The sequence below is a fragment of the Microbacterium sp. JB110 genome (genome assembly GCF_003335195.1).
Lineage (GTDB): Bacteria > Actinomycetota > Actinomycetes > Actinomycetales > Microbacteriaceae > Microbacterium.
Genome location: NZ_QPGM01000003.1, coordinates 451,725 through 468,018, shown reverse-complemented (window position 1 = coordinate 468,018; position 16,294 = coordinate 451,725). Strand labels below are relative to the sequence as shown.

Below are 16,294 nucleotides of genomic sequence, written 5' to 3'. Positions count from 1 at the left end.
GGCCCGCGCCATGGCGCCGCGGCGTCGCAAGTCGCGAGGGGCCCCGCCCGACGCGGCGCTGGGGCACCCGTGGGCACCGCCGACGGGCAGCTCGAGCGCCCGACGACGCGACCGCATCATGCCGAGCTCAGCGCGCGTTCGATGATGTCGCTGAGCATGCTGCGCACGCCGTCGGATCTCAGCACGGCGACGAGCAGCCCGGCCAACGCAACGGCAGCGAGCGTCACGATCGCGTACTCAGCGGTCGAGGCTCCTTCTTCATCGCGGAGCAGTTCGGTTGCGGTGTTCATGGTGTTCTCCTTCTTCTCTGGTGATGCGGCCGGCCGTAGAAACCAGTCGCGGGGTGGACATGCGATCCCGGACGTCACAGGTCGGGAAGAGAGGTGGTCTGCAGTACGGCGAGGAGCATCGGCACGACGCCGAGGCAGAGGAACGCGGGCAGCGTGCACGCACCGAGCGGCAGCAGCAGGCGGGTGCCGAGACGAGCCGCGCGCACCCGCCCGTCGGTCCGCGCGGTGCTGCGCTGCTGCTCAGCCGTCGCGCGCAGCAGGTCGATCGCGGGAATCCCCGCGCGGCGCGACAGGTCGAGCACGCGCTCCACCTCGTCGTCCGCCGAGGCCCCGCCGTGCGTCGCGGATCCTGCGTCAGCCGACGCCTCGGAATGCGCCGACGAAGCGTGCGCCCCCGCACCGGTCGCCCCCGCGACCAGGGCGCGGGCTCGGTCGAGCGACACCCCGCCGCCGAGGGCGATGGCGGTGAGCTCTGCGTGCAGCCCCGGCGTTCCCGGCGTCGGTCTGGCGGCGCGGATGAGACCGGACGTCCACAGCCGACCGCCTGCGATCATCGCGAGCCCCGCGACCAGGCACGCCAGCCCCGCACCCGGTGTGGTGAGCACGCCGATCATGTCGAAGCCGAGCGCGAGGGCGATGATCACCCCCACGAACGGCAGCACGCTCATCAGGCGAGCCGTTTGCGTCGGCTCGGCCATCGCGACGCGCACGTCGTCGAGCGTCTCCTGCGCATCACGCAGCGCGCGCGACATTCCGCGCAGAGACTCGGCGAGCGGGGCGCCTACTGTGGCGGCGATCTCCCACGCGGCGGCGATGTCGCGCCACGCCGCGGCCCTGTCGCGCTCGGCGGCTGCGCGTCTGCCCCATCGTCGTCGCACCGGGGCGACGGCCTCGCCGCCGATCGCCTCTGCGACGGCGGCTCCCCGATCGGTGCGGTCGGCGATCCGCTGCGCCGCGGCGTCTCCCGACTCTGCCAGGTGGCGCCACGCGGCGTGCGGCACCGCACCGGCCTCCAGCAGCGCCGACAGCCGCAGCACGCTGCCCGGCACGTCACGAGCAGTGCCGGCCTCGCGCGACCTCCCGTCTGCACCGTCGTTCCTTCGCCCTTCTCCCCCGCCGGTGCGGTTGCGCCGGGCGGACCGGATGCGCCCGCCTCGCCGGGGACGACCGCCCGGTGCGGCACCGCGCTCCTCATCACCGGCTGCTCGGTCCTCGCTCGAGCCGGGTGCTGACGATCTCTCTGACGACGTGCGCGACCGACCATGCCGGCGCCCGCGCCGCGCCCTGTTCACGTCCATGGCCGCACCTCCTCGATCGTGAGCCGCCCTCCGGCCGCGCCGAAGCGGCCGACGCTCGCCAGATGCCTGCGACCGCCGCCGTCGCGCTCCAGGTGCAGCACCCACGAGATCGCGCTGGTGACCTGGCGGGCGACGGCGTGGTCGTCCATGCCGGCGAGTGCGCCGAGTGCCTCGAGCCGTGCCGGCACGTCAGCCAGGCCGCTCGCGTGCAGGGTTCCCGCTCCCCCGTCGTGCCCGGTGTTCAGCGCGGTCAGCAGTTCGCGCACCTCTTCACCGCGGCACTCGCCGACGACGATCCGGTCGGGCCGCATCCGCAGCGACTCGCGCACGAGCCGGGGCAGCCCGACGCCTCCCGCCCCCTCGAGGTTCGGCTGCCTGGCCTCCAGCGCCACGTGATGGGGGTGCGGCACACGCAGCTCCGCGACGTCTTCGATCGTCACGATCCGCTCCGAATGCGGCACATGCGCCAGCAGCGCGCCGAGCAGCGTCGTCTTGCCAGAGCCGGTCGCGCCCGTGACGAGCACGTTCTCGCGCGCATCGATCATCCGCACCAGCCACACCTTCACGGTCTCGTCGAAGGTTCCTCCGTCAGCGAGCTCGACGAGGTCGGCTCCTGACACAGTCGGAATCCGGATGGAGAGCGCCGTGCCGCCCTTCGCCACCGGCGGCAGCACCGCGTGCACGCGTACGCCGCCGGGAAGCCGCACGTCGACGCACGGCGTCGCGTCGTCGATGTGCCGGCCGCCCCGTGCGATCAGCCGCACGGCCAGATCGCGCACCTCGCGCTCCGAGGCTCGCCATCCGACGGCACGCTCCGCACCCGAGCCGCGGTCGACGTACAGGCCGCTGGCACCGTTGACGAAGGCATCGGACACACCAGGCGCGGAGAGAAATGGGGCAAGCGGCCCGAAGACGTCCTTCGGCATCTCGATCACGGCGCGGGGCTCACCGGTGCGCACTCGCGCAGGCGGCTCGACGGGTTCTCGACCCTGCCGCGGCTGCACGACGAACGGTTGGCTCATGCTCCGACGCTATGAACGACCGGGCAGACGCGGGCCGCTGTCCACAGGCCGATCCGACGACACGCCGACGGCACGCCCCTGTGAGCGACACGATCGACCGGACCCCCGTCTTTCGGGGGTGGAAACGACCCCGCCTGCGGGCATAGATTCGATGAGTACCCACACCGTGCGATTGCGCACGCACCGACATCCGGATGCACCGGGCCCGCGAAGGAGCGCGCTACATGAGCAGTCAGATCGACCACCTTCTGAACGAGAACCGTGTCTTTCCGCCGAGTGCGGAGTTCGCCGCGAACGCGATCGCACAGCCAGAGCTGTACGACCGGGCGAACGCCGACCGTGAGGCGTTCTGGGCGGAGCAGTCGCGCGAGATCATCACCTGGCAGAAGCCGTTCACCGAGGTGCTCGACTGGTCGAACCCGCCGTTCGCGCGCTGGTTCGCCGATGGCGAGCTGAACGTCGCATACAACTGCCTCGACCGCCATGTGGAAGCGGGCCGCGGCGACCGCGTCGCATTCCACTTCGAGGGCGAGCCGGGCGACACCCGCACCCTCACGTACGCGGATCTCACCGACGAGGTGAAGCGGCTGGCGAACGTGCTCGCCGATCTGGGTGTCGGCGAGGGCGACCGCGTCGCGATCTACATGCCGATGATCCCCGAGGCCGTCGCCGCGATGCTCGCCGTCGCCCGCGTCGGCGCGATCCACTCCGTCGTGTTCGGCGGCTTCAGCGCCGACAGCCTTCGCGCCCGCATCGACGACGCAGGAGCGAAACTCGTCGTCACAGCCGACGGCGGCTGGCGCAAGGGCAAGGTCTCCTCGCTCAAGCCAGCGGTCGACCAGGCGCTCTCCGACCGCGACGGTTCCGGTGAGCAGGCGACGGTCGAGCATGTGCTCGTCGTGCGCCGCGGCGAGAACGAAGTCGACTGGGTCGACGGGCGCGACATCTGGTACCACGACGTCGTGCCGCAGGCATCGGGCGAGCATGAGGCCCGCGCCTTCTCCTCGGAGACGCCGCTGTTCATCCTGTACACCTCAGGAACCACCGGAAATCCGAAGGGCATCCTGCACACCTCAGGCGGCTATCTCACCCAGGCCGCGTTCACGCACCGCAACGTCTTCGACCTGCATCCGGAGACCGACGTGTACTGGTGCACCGCCGATATCGGCTGGATCACCGGCCACACCTACGCGCTCTACGGGCCGCTCGCCAACGGCGCCACGCAGGTGCTGTACGAGGGCACCCCCGAGTTCCCCGAGCCGGGCCGCTGGTGGGATCTCATCGAGAAGTACCGCGTGTCCATCTTCTACACGGCGCCCACCGCCATCCGGGGCTTCATGAAGCAGGGGCGCGAGATTCCTCAGGGCCGCGATCTGTCGAGCCTGAGGGTGCTCGGGTCGGTGGGCGAGCCCATCAACCCCGAGGCGTGGATGTGGTACCGCGACGTCGTCGGCGCCGGCACCGCCCCGATCGTCGACACGTGGTGGCAGACGGAGACCGGCGCGATCATGATCTCGCCGTTGCCGGGCGTCACGGAGACCAAGCCGGGTTCCGCGCAGGTCGCGCTCCCCGGCATCGCGTCGACCGTCGTCGATGAGCAGGGCGAGTCGGTCGACAACGGCAACGGCGGCCTGCTGGTGGTCACCGAGCCGTGGCCGAGCATGCTGCGCGGCATCTGGGGCGACCCGGATCGCTTCGTCGACACCTACTGGCGCATGTTCCAGGACAAGGGCTACTACTTCGCCGGTGACGGCGCGCGCCTCGACGAGGATGGTGACGTGTGGCTGCTCGGCCGCGTCGACGACGTCATGAACGTGTCTGGCCACCGCCTCTCGACCGCCGAGATCGAATCGAGCCTCGTCGCCCACGAGGCGACGGCGGAGGCTGCGGTGGTCGGTGCCAGCGATGAGACGACCGGCCAGGCGGTGGTGGCCTTCGTGATCCTCAAGGAGAGCTTCCTGCGCGACCATTCCGCGGCGGGACTCGCGGATGAGCTGCGCACGTGGGTCGGTACGCAGATCGGCCCGATCGCCCGCCCGCGCGACGTCTACATCGTCGGCGAGCTGCCGAAGACCCGCTCTGGCAAGATCATGCGGCGCCTGCTGCGCGACGTCGCAGAGGGCCGCGAGGTCGGCGACACGCAGACCCTGGCCGACACCTCGGTGATGAGCATCATCAGCGCGCAGGTCAAGTAGCACGGCGGCAGAGGGCGGCCCCGGATGATCCGGGGCCGCCCTCTCGCGTCGGTGCCGGATGCCGTGACGGCTCCGGATGATCAGGAGCCGGGCACGTCGCGCCTCGGCATCGCGCGCGCCCAGCCGCGGCATGATCCTCGAGCCGCGGCGTTCTGGGGTCGATTGTGCCGCGAACGGGCGACTATGCCGCAGCTCAGCGCCCTGGCTCGGCGCGGACTACGGGAAGGCGACCTCGACCTCGGCCTCAGCGACTCACTCGTAGAGTCGGTCGGCCAGGGCCTTCTTCCGCGCGGCGAGCTGCTTGACCTTCTTCGGGAAAGCAGGGTCGACCGTCGGCCTCGCCTCCGGCGAAGACAGGTCGGTTCCGGCAGGAACCACGTTCCAGCCCGTGCCGAGCTCCAGCAGCGACGCGTGCTTCACGTCGTAGTACCCGGGCTGTCCGGCGATGACGGTGCCCGCCGCCCCCGCGGCCGCAGCGAGCAGATGCGCATGGAACCGCGTCGTCAGCCAGCGCTGTCCGGCACGCGCCGGCAGACCGTCATGCCAGAGCTGCCCGAATGAATAGGCACGAGCGTCGGGCATCAGATTCGCGTAACGCAGGTCGTCCGGCGGAATCGCCTCGGCGAAACCCACCTCGGCGGCGCCGCTGGCGCCGGCGAAGCTGCGGATCGACTCGGTCGCCTCCTCATCGCTCCAGGCGAGCAGATCGCCCTGCACCAACACCATCCGTTCCGGTGCGTCGTCTTCTGCGAACACCGGCCGCGGCAGTGCGAGCGCGAGGAAGGCATCGTCGTTCTCCCGATGCGTCTTCGTGATCTCGGCGCTGGGTTCGTCACGCGCCTCGACGTGAGAGAAGGTCGCGAACTGGTCAGTCAGCCAGCCCCTGTGGGCGTCGTCGAGCGGCATCAGCCCCTGCCCGGTCGCGAAGACCGGCACATCGAAGGCACGACGGATCTCGGCCGCAGCGGAGACGAGGCCCAGGTTGTCGTGCCACATCGAGTTGACGTATCCGCCGCCGAGAAGGTGGAGGGAGTCTGCACCACGCAGCGTCAACAGTCCCTCGTCGAAGCGAGGCGACCCGAGGTCGCGCACCAGTCGCGCGATCCTGGCGGCATCGGCCACCGGATCGTGCGTCTCGCTGCCCATGGCGAGCTCCCAGAGCGTGCTGGTGGTGCGCAGGTTTGGATGGGTGTCGGCGAACAGATGTGCCGAACGACCCGGATGCGGGCAGTCCAACCAGACCACGGATTCAGGTTCGCGCTCAGCCAAGAAATCGAGCCAGGCTCTGGTGATCAGTTCGTCGCCGTAATTGGGGTGGCCGGAGGTCGAGACGAGGTACCGCGTACGACCGACGCGAGGTGCGGGGTCAGTACGGGTACGAGATCGGAACAGCGCCATTCCAGGGCCCTTCACTAGTTGAACTGCCGTCTCCCCGCCGACGCACGCCGATCCGCATCCGACGCGCAACCACGATATCGAGATTCGGCGAAGACCGTGAATCGCCGCACGATCCCGAAATTCTTCATCGCATTGCACGCAGGGCGCGTCCCCTACCGCTGTGCGACAGTTAAGACGCTACACTTTTGGTCGCCGCGCACCCTGCAGGAGTTCACTTGACCACGACCATCGTCATGCCGACATCGCTGCGTCAAGCGAGCGAGCCGCACGAACGGACAGAGGGCCGCGGAAGCTGGGTCTGGCGGGTGCTGGCTGTTGTCGGCCCGGTCGCCACGATCATTCTGTACTGGTACATCGCGCAGTCGGCGATCGCGCCGCGCACCGGCTATGACGAGAACCACCTGTTGCAGATGGCCCGTCTCATCTCCGGCGACGACAACGTGACCCAACTCGCCGGCAGCGGCTACTACCCGGGCTGGGCAGTCGTCCTGGCGCCCATCTGGTGGTTCACTCACGACGCCGCGACGGTGTACGCCGCCGCACTCACCGTGAGCAACGTGATCGGCGTCGCGACGATCGTGCCACTGGCTCTGCTCGGCCGCCGCCTAAGGTTGACCTGGCCGCAGAGCATCACGATCTCCTCGATCGTGATGATTCTGCCCGCGCGGAGCGCCTTTGCCGAATATGCCCTCAGCGAGCAGGCGATCGCGTTCTTCGTCGCGTGGGTCGTGCTCGCCGCCTTCGCGCTGTGGCAACGGCCGTCGTGGTGGCGCGTGGTGCTGTTCGTCGCGGCGATCGGCGCGGCATACGTGACACACCCGCGCACGATCGCACTGGTGGCGACGGCGGGGATCTGGTTGCTCGGGTTCGCCCTGCGGCGATGGCGCTTGGCCCTGCTCGGTCTCGCGCTGCTCTTCTGCGCATATGTGGCCGCCGATCGCTTCGCTCAATACGTTGCGGAGCGTGTGTTGCTCAACGGTTACGGCAAGGACGCAACTCTTCAGAACACGCTCGACAACTTCGACGCTTCGATCTTTCTGAAGGTCTTCCTCAACCAGACCTGGGTGCAGGTCGTCGGTACCGCGGGGCTGTTCGCGGTCGGGAGCGTGGTCGTGGTCGTCTGGACGATACGCGAACTGCGCGAGCGTCGGCTCGGTACCGGTACTTTCATGTTCGGAATGATCCTGTCGGCCGTACTGGTCAGTGCGATCTGGTGGACGCGACCGGACGTCCTGCTGCGCGTCGTCGGGTGGGTGCGGCTGGACGCGTGGACCTACTCCCGGTACATCGACCCGGTAGCGGCGATCGTCGTACTCGTCGCGCTCGCAGCACTGGTCCGCGGACTTCGTTGGAGCGTGGTCGCGACCGCCGTCGGCGTCTTCGCAGCCGGGGCAGCCGCGGTCGTTCTGGGGGTCGCTCGGAACGTTCCGCTCTGGGGTTGGTACTCGGCGTCGAACCCGGCGATTCTTCCATGGCGCTTCCTGTTCCCCGATGCCCCATTCGTTCTCCCGCTGACGCCGACGTTCACCAACGATGCCCGATTCTGGGTGTGGGCAACGACGTTTGTGTTCGTCTGTCTCGGTGCGTACGTCGTGCTGCGTAACCGTCCACGGACATTGGCCACCTGTCTGCTCGCCCTCTCATGCGCTCTCGCTCTCCTCGCGAACCCGAATATGACTCGACCTTACCCAGCAAACACCACAGGTGCGGTCGAGCAAATCGAGTCCGTGGCGCTCGGCCCAGACCGTGCCCGGATCGACTTCGATATCGCCTGCCGGGCACCGGGTAGATCGGATGCGATCAACTGGCTCCCCTTCTGGCTCTCGCCACGCGTCGTCGAGATCGTCGATCGTCGGGTCGGCGAGCGATTCGAATCCGACCTCGTCGTCTCGTGCGAGGACTGGCCAGAAGCCGACGCCTTCGGGGCGCGCGCATACGACGCCGACCCGGACTACAACTACAGCCTGTGGGTGCTTCCCGGAGAGTTGCAGACCGAGCTCGATGACGCCGGGCTGCTGAAGTAGCGCCGGTCCGCGGGGTCGCCGCCTCGCGCTACCCGCGAGGGGCGCGGACGATGTCGGCGATGAGGTCGGCCTGCGCGAGAGAGCGCTGCTTGACCTCGGGCAGATGAGCGTCGAGCTTCGCCTGCACGGCACCACGCTGCGCGTCGAGTTCGGCGAAGCGCTGCTGAAGATGGGCCGGGTTGAGCTTGTCGTGGCCGAATGCCCATTCCTCGAGCTCGAACATCTCCAGCACTTCGCGGTACTTGTGGCTCCAGCCGATCACCAGCGTCGGCACGGCCATCGCCAGCGACGACACCATGGCGTGGAAACGGCTGGCGACGAAGAGGTCGCAGCGACCGATGAGGTACCGCAGCTGCTGCGAGCTCAGTTCGCGGTCGATGAAGAGCAGGTCTTCGCCGTGAGCGAGCCGCGAGTCGATCTCCACGCACAGCGGCAGGTCGTTGTTGTGCGCCTTGTGCGTTCCGGTGCGCACGCTGTGCGGCACCAGAACCACCTTCTTGCCCTGCGCACGCAGATGCGCGATGAAGGAGACGATCTGGCTGATGTAGTCCCCTCCGCGCGCTTCGACCTTCTTCTGCAGCACCACGCTCGGGCATACGCCGACCACGTCGCCATCGTCGAAGAACGTCAGATCGACATGCTCGGCGACCTGCTCGGCCTCGGTGCCGTCCATCTCCAGCGAGAAGGCGTAGTCGGCGCCGGCGTGCAGGTTCTTCAGTCCGAGCCCCTCGGCGAGTTCGTGGGTGATCCGGCCGCGGGTAACGAGCGTGCGGACCTTGGGCAGGAAGACCTTCGAGACGAACCTGTTCACCGGGTTCGTGAACGGCCCGACCGCCTGCGCGCATTTGAACACCGGAGTCGAGGTGTTCAGCGCCGGCAGGATGGACGCGACGTTGTAGAGCAGGAACTTCTCGCGGCCGTCGGTGAAGGTGATGCCGCCCTGATCGAGCAGCACCTGGCTGGATGTGAGCGCCCGGATCGCCTTGGAGCGCTTGCGCAGCAGCGGACGCAGGAACGGCAGCAGTCGATGCCCCAGCGCGAGCAGGTTGATCGTGACCCCGAGCTGCTTCGGGTTCGCAGCGACGATGTCGAGGTTGTCGTAGTGGTTCTGCGCGCGATCCTCTCGCGGGTACATGCTGAACAGCGTGAACCGCGGGTTGTCGAGCCGTGCGTTCAAGGTCTGGATGGCGCTCTCCAGCATCGCAGAGGCGCCCTTGTTGCCGGAGAGCGCCGATCCGATGATGGTGATGTGCGGGGAGGGCTGGTCAGTCACGGACGGATCTCCTTCGGAATGGTCCGGCGGGTGATCAGGTACACGGCGGCGACGCCGAGATCACCGACGGTGGACAGCAGACGAGCGATCAGGCTGATCACAATCGCCTGCGCAACGGGGATGTACTGGCTGAGGACCAGCACGATGATGGCTTCGCGCACGCCGATGCCACTGGGCACGAAGATCGCCAGGATGCCGATGGCCCCTGCCAGCACATAGGCGGCGGCGAACGGCAGCCACATCTCGGGGCCGACATCCGACACCGTCACGGCGATCAGCACGAAGCCGACGCCGTTCAGGATGCGCGGCCCCAGGAACTCCACAGCCGACCGCAGCGACTGCCAGCTGCTGAGGAAGTACTCGCGGGGCACATCCTGTTTCAGCGCCCGCTTGGCCACCCGGCTCAGGATGCCGTGGAACAACGGCCGATACATCACCAGTGCCAGGGGGATCAGCACGAGCAGCGGCATCACGAGAGTGGTGACGTTGGCGCCGAATATCTGCGGACCGAGGCTGAGGAACAGGATGACGACGGCGGGTACGATCGAGGCCAGCTGCAGGAAGACGTTCTCGTAGATGAAGCTGATGACGACGAGCGTGCGACTGATGCCCTTCTTCTTCGCCCACAGCACCTTGTTCGCGACCGAACCGACCTGACCGGGGATGTACTTCAGCACCCATGACAGGCACTGCACTGCCACAGCTTCGACCGCGCTGATCCTGGCATCGGTGTCGCAGACGCGGATGATGCGTGCCCACAGCAGCCCGGTCAGCGGAACGGCGAGTGCGAACGCGACAGTTGCGACGATCCAGCGCCAATCGAAGTCGACAGGGTTCGCCTGCAGCTCCTGCCAGTTCTCGATCAGCGACCGGGAGAAGAAGTACCCGACGACGCCGACGACGACGATCGTGATCGCCCAGCGCAGCACCTGCTTCTTCACGGAGCGCCGCTTGCGCGGTGGTTCGGCGCCCGTCGATTCCTCAGACATCAGTTGTAGCGGCGGAAGGTGTCGAGCTCCTTCTTCTTCGAGTGCGGCACCATCCCCTCTGGATGGGCGTAGCCGAAGGCGATCAGCATGACGACGCGATCGGTCAAGTCGAGGCCGAGCGTCTTCTGCATCTTGCGCTCGAGCGGTTCGAAGTCCGGCCAGTTGATCACACTGGAGCTCAGCCCCATGGTCTCGAGACCGAGCATGAACTGCATGGCGGCGAGCGAACCGTCGACGTACACGGCGTGGCGGTCGCGCGGGCTGAAGTACGACTCCAGCTTCCCCACCACGACCGCGACGGCCGGGATGTTGTGACCGTATCCGGCGGTGCCGAACGGGATGTCGGAAACGGTGCGGACCATCTCGGGAGAGTCGAAGATCCGGAACTCGTACGGAAGCCTGTTGCACGCGCTCGGCGCCTGCCTGGCCAGCAGCAGCGCCTTGTCGATCAGCTCACGCGGAATCTCACGGTCCTCGTACCAGCGCACGCTGCGGCGCTGTGTGACGAGCGCCTCGAACGCGTCGTAGTCGATATCGGAGAGCTGCTGCTTCACGTACGGGATCTTCCCCGTCGGCTCCGCGTCGTACTCTGCGCTGTCGAAGCGCGCACGCGCGGCATCGACCGCGTCGTCACCAGAGGCCGACACTCGGAAGTACTCGGTGAGCACGTCGTGGGCCCAGTCCATCTCGCTCTGGTCCATCGTGCCGGGAGCCGTGCGGCACTGTTCCGCCGCCTGCTCGTAGAACTCGATGGTCTCGGTGATGTAGTCGCGGGCGAAGACGTCGCGCCGCGGACGCATGATCAGGCCCTTCTCGAGCCTGTGGATGTTGCGACGCAGCTCGACATGGGTGATGCGTTCGCGGTTCTTGTTGCGGTAGTAGTTCCGCCGCCCCCGAAGCACTGCGGCCTGCTCGCGGTTGAAGGTGATGAAGCTGACGAAGTAGACCAGGTGCGTGAGCACGCGGCTTCCCCCGAACACCTCGAGGAAGATCCGGTTCACCGTCTCGTAGACGCGACGGATCCAGGTGATGGCGAGCAGTGCTTTCGCGATCTTCTTGAGCTTGTTCAGCACGGTTGTATCGTCTCGATCCTGACGGCGCTATGCGCGGTCGGCTTCGGTTCCATCGTCGTGCATCCCCCGCATTGCGTGCGGAGGCGTCACCCTCATCGACGGGTGGCGCACCGCGTCGGCGGCGGACGGCACGGTCGGGTCGATCTGGTTCTGCGGAGCGTACTGCACGGCCCTGAGCCGCTCCAGACTCTCCTCGACCAGGGCGCGATTCGTTCGCAGCATGTCGGAGATCACCAGCAGCGCGAAGCACAGCAGACTGCCGACGAGCAGCGCGACGCCGAGGATGAGCGACTGCACATGGTCGCCGGCCGATCCGATCCACATCAGCACGAGGTACCGGACGAACGGGATCAGCGCCAGGATCAGGAACAGCAGCCCGAGACTCAGGAACACCGCGTGCGGCTTGAACATGATGTAGCTGCGCATGATGGCCTGGCCGGAGCGCCCCATGTGCTGGAAGATGTTCTTGAACAGCCGCGACTCCCGAGTCTTCGGGTTCGTCGTCACCGCCACGCTGTCGATCCGCATGCGCTTGTGTCCCGCCTGGATGATCGTCTCCATGCAGTAGCTGAACTCGGTGACCACGTTCAGCCGGTACAGCGATTCGCGCGAGTAGGCGCGGAAACCGCTGGCCGCATCCGGCAGCTTCGTGCCGCCGGCGAAGTTGACCACCTGGCTGCCGATGCGCTGCATCAGCTTCTTGAACGGCGAGAAGTGCGAGATCGTCTTCGTCTGCCGGTCGCCGATGACGATGTCGGCGGTTCCGTGCACGATGGGCTGCACCAGGTCGGAGATGCGCTCCTGCGGGTACTGGTTGTCGCCGTCCGTGTTCACCACGATGTCGGCGCCGTGCTGCAGCGCGTAGTCGACGCCATCGCGGAACGAGCGCGCCAGCCCCATGTTGCGCGTGTGGAACACGAAGTGTTCGACACCGAACGACCGCGCCACCTCGACGGTGCGGTCGCTCGATCCGTCGTCGATGATCAGGACGTGAATCTCATCGATCCCTGGGATCTCTTTCGGGATGCTCTCGAGCACGAGTGGCAGGGTCTGCTCCTCGTTGAGACAGGGGACCTGAACGAACAGACGCATTGCTGGTTTCTTTCGTAGACGGTTCGGCGCACACATCTTCACACCGCGTGCACGATTCTAGTGTCGCCGCGGGCGATCACGACGACGACCGCACCCCAGCCGCGGCAGAATCCCCGAGCCGCGGCGTATTCGGGTCGAAAGTGCCTCGAGCGGGCGATTGTGCCGCGGCTCAGCGCCCTGGCGCGACGCGCCCTACGCGAAGGTGAAGGCGACCTCGACCTCCACCGGCGCATCGAGCGGGAGCGCGGCGACTCCGACGGCTGAGCGGCTGTGTGCGCCGGCGTCGCCGAAGATCTCGCCGAGCACTTCGCTCGTTCCGTTGATGACGCCGGGCTGGCCGGTGAAGGCGGGGTCGGATGCGACGAAACCCGTCGCTTTGAACACACCGGTGATCCGGTCGACGTCGCCGACAGCGGCGGCCGCTGCGGCGAGCGCGTTCAGCGCGCACGTTCGGGCGAGGTCCTTCGCGTCGGGCGCGGGAACGAGACCGTGCCCGTCGCCGACCTTGCCCGTGGCCGGCAGGTCGCCCGAGACGAACGGCAGCTGTCCGGATGTCCAGACCAGGTCGCCGTGGATCTTGGCCGGAATGTACGCGGCAACCGGCGCGGCGACAGTCGGCAGGTCGATGCCGAGCTCGGCGAGGCGAGCCGAGACGCTCACTGCTCGCCCTCGAACTGCTTGGCGGCCTCGGCAGCGGCGCCAAGCCCCGCGTTGGCGGGCCCGGAATCGGTGACGGGCCGCTTCAGATAGGCGACGAGTCCGCCTTCCGGCCCCGTCACGACCTGCACGAGCTCCCAGCCCTGTTTGCCCCAGTTGTTCAGAATCTGCGCCGTGTTGTGGATCAGCAGCGGCGTCGTGAGGTACTCCCACGTGGTCATGGCACTCCCGGTGTCGTGTGCAGAAAGTCGGTGCGCGCTCCATGCGGATCTGTCCGGCAAAGCAGATTCTCCACAGGGAACGCTATTACCATCAGCCTATGCCTCACTCGAAGAGAACGCTCGGCGGTGTCGTCGGCGGCATTCTCGGTCTCGTCGGCCTGAGCGCCGTGGCCGGGCTGCTCGTCACCGCGACGGTCACTCCCGCTATCGCGCTCAGCGGCTACACCGCATCCGGCGCCATGACGATGTTCGAGAACATTCCCGCAGACCTCGAGGTCGACCAGCCGATGCTGCCGACCACGATCTACGTCGAGAACGACAAGGGCAAGAACGTCGAGCTCGCCACGTTCTACGACCAGAACCGCATCCCGCTCGAGTACGAAGACCTGCCGCAGGTCGTCATCGACGCTGTGCTCTCGAGTGAGGACCCCCGCTTCTACGACCACGGCGGCGTCGACCTGATCGGCACCTCGCGCGCGCTCCTCCAGAACGCCGGCGGCGGCAGCACGCAGGGCGCGTCGACGATCACCCAGCAGTTCGTCAAGAACGTGCTCGTGCAGCGCTGCGAGGCTGGCACGAGCGAAGACCTCCCGGATGACTTCGACAGCCTGGCATCCGAGGATCAGCAGGCGGCGATCATCGACTGCTACAACGAGCAGACGGATTCCAGCGGCACCGAGGGATACCAGCGCAAGCTCCAGGAGATGCGCTTCGCGATCGCCATCGAGAAGAAGTACACCAAAGAGCAGATCCTGCTCGGCTACCTCAACTTCGCGAACTTCGGCGGCCAGACCTACGGCATCGAGGCCGCGGCGAAGCGCTACTTCGGAAAGAGCGTGAAGGACATCACCATCGGCGAGGCCGCGATCCTCGCTGGCGTCGTGCAGAACCCGAACCTGCTGCGCATCGACAAGAAGGAAGGCACCCGAGAGATCCAGGGTGAGATGGTCAACTCCGCCGAGGACGGCTACAGGTACGCGAAGTCGCGACAGAACTACGTGCTGAACCGCATGCTCGAAGACGGAAAGATCACGGACGACCAGCACGACAAGTACCACGACGCCGAGATCAAGCCCAACATCACATCGAGAACTCAGGGCTGTCAGCAGGCGGGCGACGCGGCGTATTTCTGCGAGTACGTGCGCCAGACCGTGCTGAACGACGAGGCGTTCGGCGAGTCGGCGGACGAGCGTCGCCAGGTGCTCAGCCGAGGCGGTCTGAAGATCTACACGACGCTGAACCCGTTCATCCAGCAGGCGGCGGAAGATGCGATCAACAACTACGCACCGCAGACCGTCGACGGCATGAACTTCGGGTCGACGGTCGTCACGGTCGATCCGCGCACGGGCGACATCCTGGCGATGGCGCAGAACACCGACTACAGCCTCAGCCCGAACCACTCATCCGGCGACGGCTACACGAGCCTCGTGTACGCAGCGGGCGCCGACCGTGGCCATGCGAACGGCTTCTCGGCCGGTTCGACCTACAAGATGTTCACACTGCTCGACTGGCTCGAGAGCGGGCGCTCCGTGAGAGAGTCCATCGACGGCACCAGCCGGCCCTTCAACATGAACGTCTGCGGAGCGATCCAGCAGACCGAGATGCGCAACTTCGGCGGAATACAAGGGCGCGTGAGCACGCCGATGGACTTCACATCCGCCTCGCTCAACACGGGGTTCATGGCGATGGCCGAGCAGCTCGACATCTGCGGAATCAACAAGGTCGCCGACCGGCTCGGGGTCACACTCGGCAACGGCAAGAAGGTCACCGAGGAGAACGTCCCCAACAACGTCATCGGCGACAAAGCGATCGCTCCGATCGACCTCGCCTCCGCCTACGGAACGGTCGCCAACGGCGGCGTGCTCTGCGACCAGCGTGCCATCAAGAAGGCGCTCGATCCCGACGGCAAAGAGATGACCCTCCCCGAGCACGACTGCAAGAAGGTGCTCGAACCCGAGGTCGCCGCGACCGCGTCGTATGCCCTCGCCGGCGTCATGAACGGCGGAACCGGCTCCGGCGGCAACCCCTATGACGGCACTCCGCTGATCGGCAAGACCGGTACCCACCAGGACCTGCAGACCATGCTCGTCGAGTCGTCGACCCGCGCGGCGACCGCTGGGTGGGCGGGCAACGCTTCCGGGGACGACACGATCTTCGGGCACGGCCTGCAGTCCATCCGGTACCATATCGCGCGCGAGACGCAGCGGGCCGCAAACGCCCAGCTCGGCAGCGACCCGTTCCCGTCGCCCGACAGCGAGTTGACCCGCGTCATTCTGGCCGACATCCCGAACGTGAAGGGTATGTCCGTCGGCGACGCGACCGCCGCGCTCGAGGAGGCCGGTTTCAACGCGAGGGTCGGCAGTTCGGTGGCCGGAACGGAACCTGAGGGCACAGTGCACAGCACCGATCCCGGCGGCAGCGCGCCGAGCGGCTCCATCGTGACGATCCATCCCAGCAACGGAAACGGCGTCTCGGTGCCGGATGTATCCGGCATGTCCGTGTCGGATGCGAGAGGCGCGATACAGTCGGCCGGTCTCAACACATCGCTCGGCTCCTGCAAGAAGAACGGCGATCTGGACGAGGACCGTGCCAGAGGCACCGACCCGAGCGGCGGCTCCGTCGTCTCATCCGGCAGCACCGTCACGATCGAGTACAGCTCGAAGAGCTGCGGTGGCGGCGATGACGATGATGATGACGATGGCAACAACGGCAACGGCAACGGCGGCAATGGAAACGGCAACAACGACGATGACGACTAGTCG

At 67.1% G+C, this 16,294-nt stretch carries 13 protein-coding genes; 3 read left to right on the top strand and 10 right to left on the bottom strand.

The window, feature by feature from the left end; translation table 11 throughout:
* Positions 1 to 116 precede the first annotated feature (116 nt).
* The 3 genes from CIK77_RS08325 to CIK77_RS08315 all read right to left on the bottom strand — a co-directional run bounded on the left by CIK77_RS08325 (position 117) and on the right by CIK77_RS08315 (position 2,610).
* Positions 117 to 290: a DUF4244 domain-containing protein gene (locus tag CIK77_RS08325; protein ID WP_114347236.1), complete on the bottom strand. Its 174-nt coding sequence runs from the start codon at positions 288 to 290 to the stop codon at positions 117 to 119.
* Between the two features lie 74 nt (positions 291 to 364).
* Positions 365 to 1,339 carry a type II secretion system F family protein gene (locus CIK77_RS08320; RefSeq protein ID WP_087056329.1) on the bottom strand — a complete coding sequence of 325 codons (975 nt, stop codon included), beginning with the start codon at positions 1,337 to 1,339 and terminating at the stop codon, positions 365 to 367.
* A 239-nt stretch (positions 1,340 to 1,578) separates the two neighbouring features.
* A complete protein-coding gene (locus tag CIK77_RS08315; RefSeq protein WP_087056074.1) occupies positions 1,579 to 2,610 on the bottom strand; it encodes a TadA family conjugal transfer-associated ATPase in 1,032 nt (343 codons plus the stop codon).
* A 224-nt stretch (positions 2,611 to 2,834) separates the two neighbouring features.
* Between CIK77_RS08315 and acs the strand changes: the two genes are divergently transcribed.
* Positions 2,835 to 4,805, top strand: coding sequence for an acetate--CoA ligase (gene acs, locus CIK77_RS08310; protein ID WP_087056073.1), 1,971 nt, complete (start codon positions 2,835 to 2,837; stop codon positions 4,803 to 4,805).
* A 252-nt stretch (positions 4,806 to 5,057) separates the two neighbouring features.
* On the opposite strand, the gene CIK77_RS08305 is transcribed toward acs, so the two are convergent.
* Positions 5,058 to 6,203 (bottom strand): polysaccharide pyruvyl transferase family protein, encoded by a 1,146-nt coding sequence (locus tag CIK77_RS08305; RefSeq protein WP_087056072.1) that lies wholly within the window; start codon positions 6,201 to 6,203, stop codon positions 5,058 to 5,060.
* A gap of 215 nt (positions 6,204 to 6,418) precedes the next feature.
* Between CIK77_RS08305 and CIK77_RS08300 the strand changes: the two genes are divergently transcribed.
* A complete protein-coding gene (locus CIK77_RS08300; RefSeq protein ID WP_087056071.1) occupies positions 6,419 to 8,227 on the top strand; it encodes a hypothetical protein in 1,809 nt (602 codons plus the stop codon).
* 28 nt (positions 8,228 to 8,255) lie between these two features.
* On the opposite strand, the gene CIK77_RS08295 is transcribed toward CIK77_RS08300, so the two are convergent.
* The 6 genes from CIK77_RS08295 to CIK77_RS08270 all read right to left on the bottom strand — a co-directional run bounded on the left by CIK77_RS08295 (position 8,256) and on the right by CIK77_RS08270 (position 13,532).
* A complete protein-coding gene (locus CIK77_RS08295) occupies positions 8,256 to 9,500 on the bottom strand; it encodes a polysaccharide pyruvyl transferase family protein (protein ID WP_249268692.1) in 1,245 nt (414 codons plus the stop codon).
* The gene (locus CIK77_RS08290; protein WP_087056070.1) at positions 9,497 to 10,489 is read right to left on the bottom strand and encodes a lysylphosphatidylglycerol synthase domain-containing protein; all 993 of its coding nucleotides are present in this window, start codon (positions 10,487 to 10,489) and stop codon (positions 9,497 to 9,499) included. The genes CIK77_RS08295 and CIK77_RS08290 overlap by 4 nt, the downstream gene beginning before the upstream one ends.
* The gene (locus CIK77_RS08285; RefSeq protein WP_087056069.1) at positions 10,489 to 11,562 is read right to left on the bottom strand and encodes a nitroreductase family protein; all 1,074 of its coding nucleotides are present in this window, start codon (positions 11,560 to 11,562) and stop codon (positions 10,489 to 10,491) included. Before CIK77_RS08285 ends, CIK77_RS08290 begins: the two co-directional genes overlap by 1 nt.
* A gap of 27 nt (positions 11,563 to 11,589) precedes the next feature.
* A complete protein-coding gene (locus tag CIK77_RS08280) occupies positions 11,590 to 12,654 on the bottom strand; it encodes a glycosyltransferase family 2 protein (RefSeq protein WP_087056068.1) in 1,065 nt (354 codons plus the stop codon).
* 192 nt (positions 12,655 to 12,846) lie between these two features.
* The gene (locus CIK77_RS08275) at positions 12,847 to 13,314 is read right to left on the bottom strand and encodes a RidA family protein (RefSeq protein ID WP_087056067.1); all 468 of its coding nucleotides are present in this window, start codon (positions 13,312 to 13,314) and stop codon (positions 12,847 to 12,849) included.
* Positions 13,311 to 13,532, bottom strand: coding sequence for a DUF4177 domain-containing protein (locus CIK77_RS08270; RefSeq protein ID WP_087056066.1), 222 nt, complete (start codon positions 13,530 to 13,532; stop codon positions 13,311 to 13,313). The genes CIK77_RS08275 and CIK77_RS08270 overlap by 4 nt, the downstream gene beginning before the upstream one ends.
* A gap of 98 nt (positions 13,533 to 13,630) precedes the next feature.
* Here CIK77_RS08270 and CIK77_RS08265 point away from each other — a divergent pair, with 98 nt between their 5' ends.
* Positions 13,631 to 16,291: a transglycosylase domain-containing protein gene (locus CIK77_RS08265; RefSeq protein ID WP_087056065.1), complete on the top strand. Its 2,661-nt coding sequence runs from the start codon at positions 13,631 to 13,633 to the stop codon at positions 16,289 to 16,291.
* Positions 16,292 to 16,294: the final 3 nt, after the last annotated feature.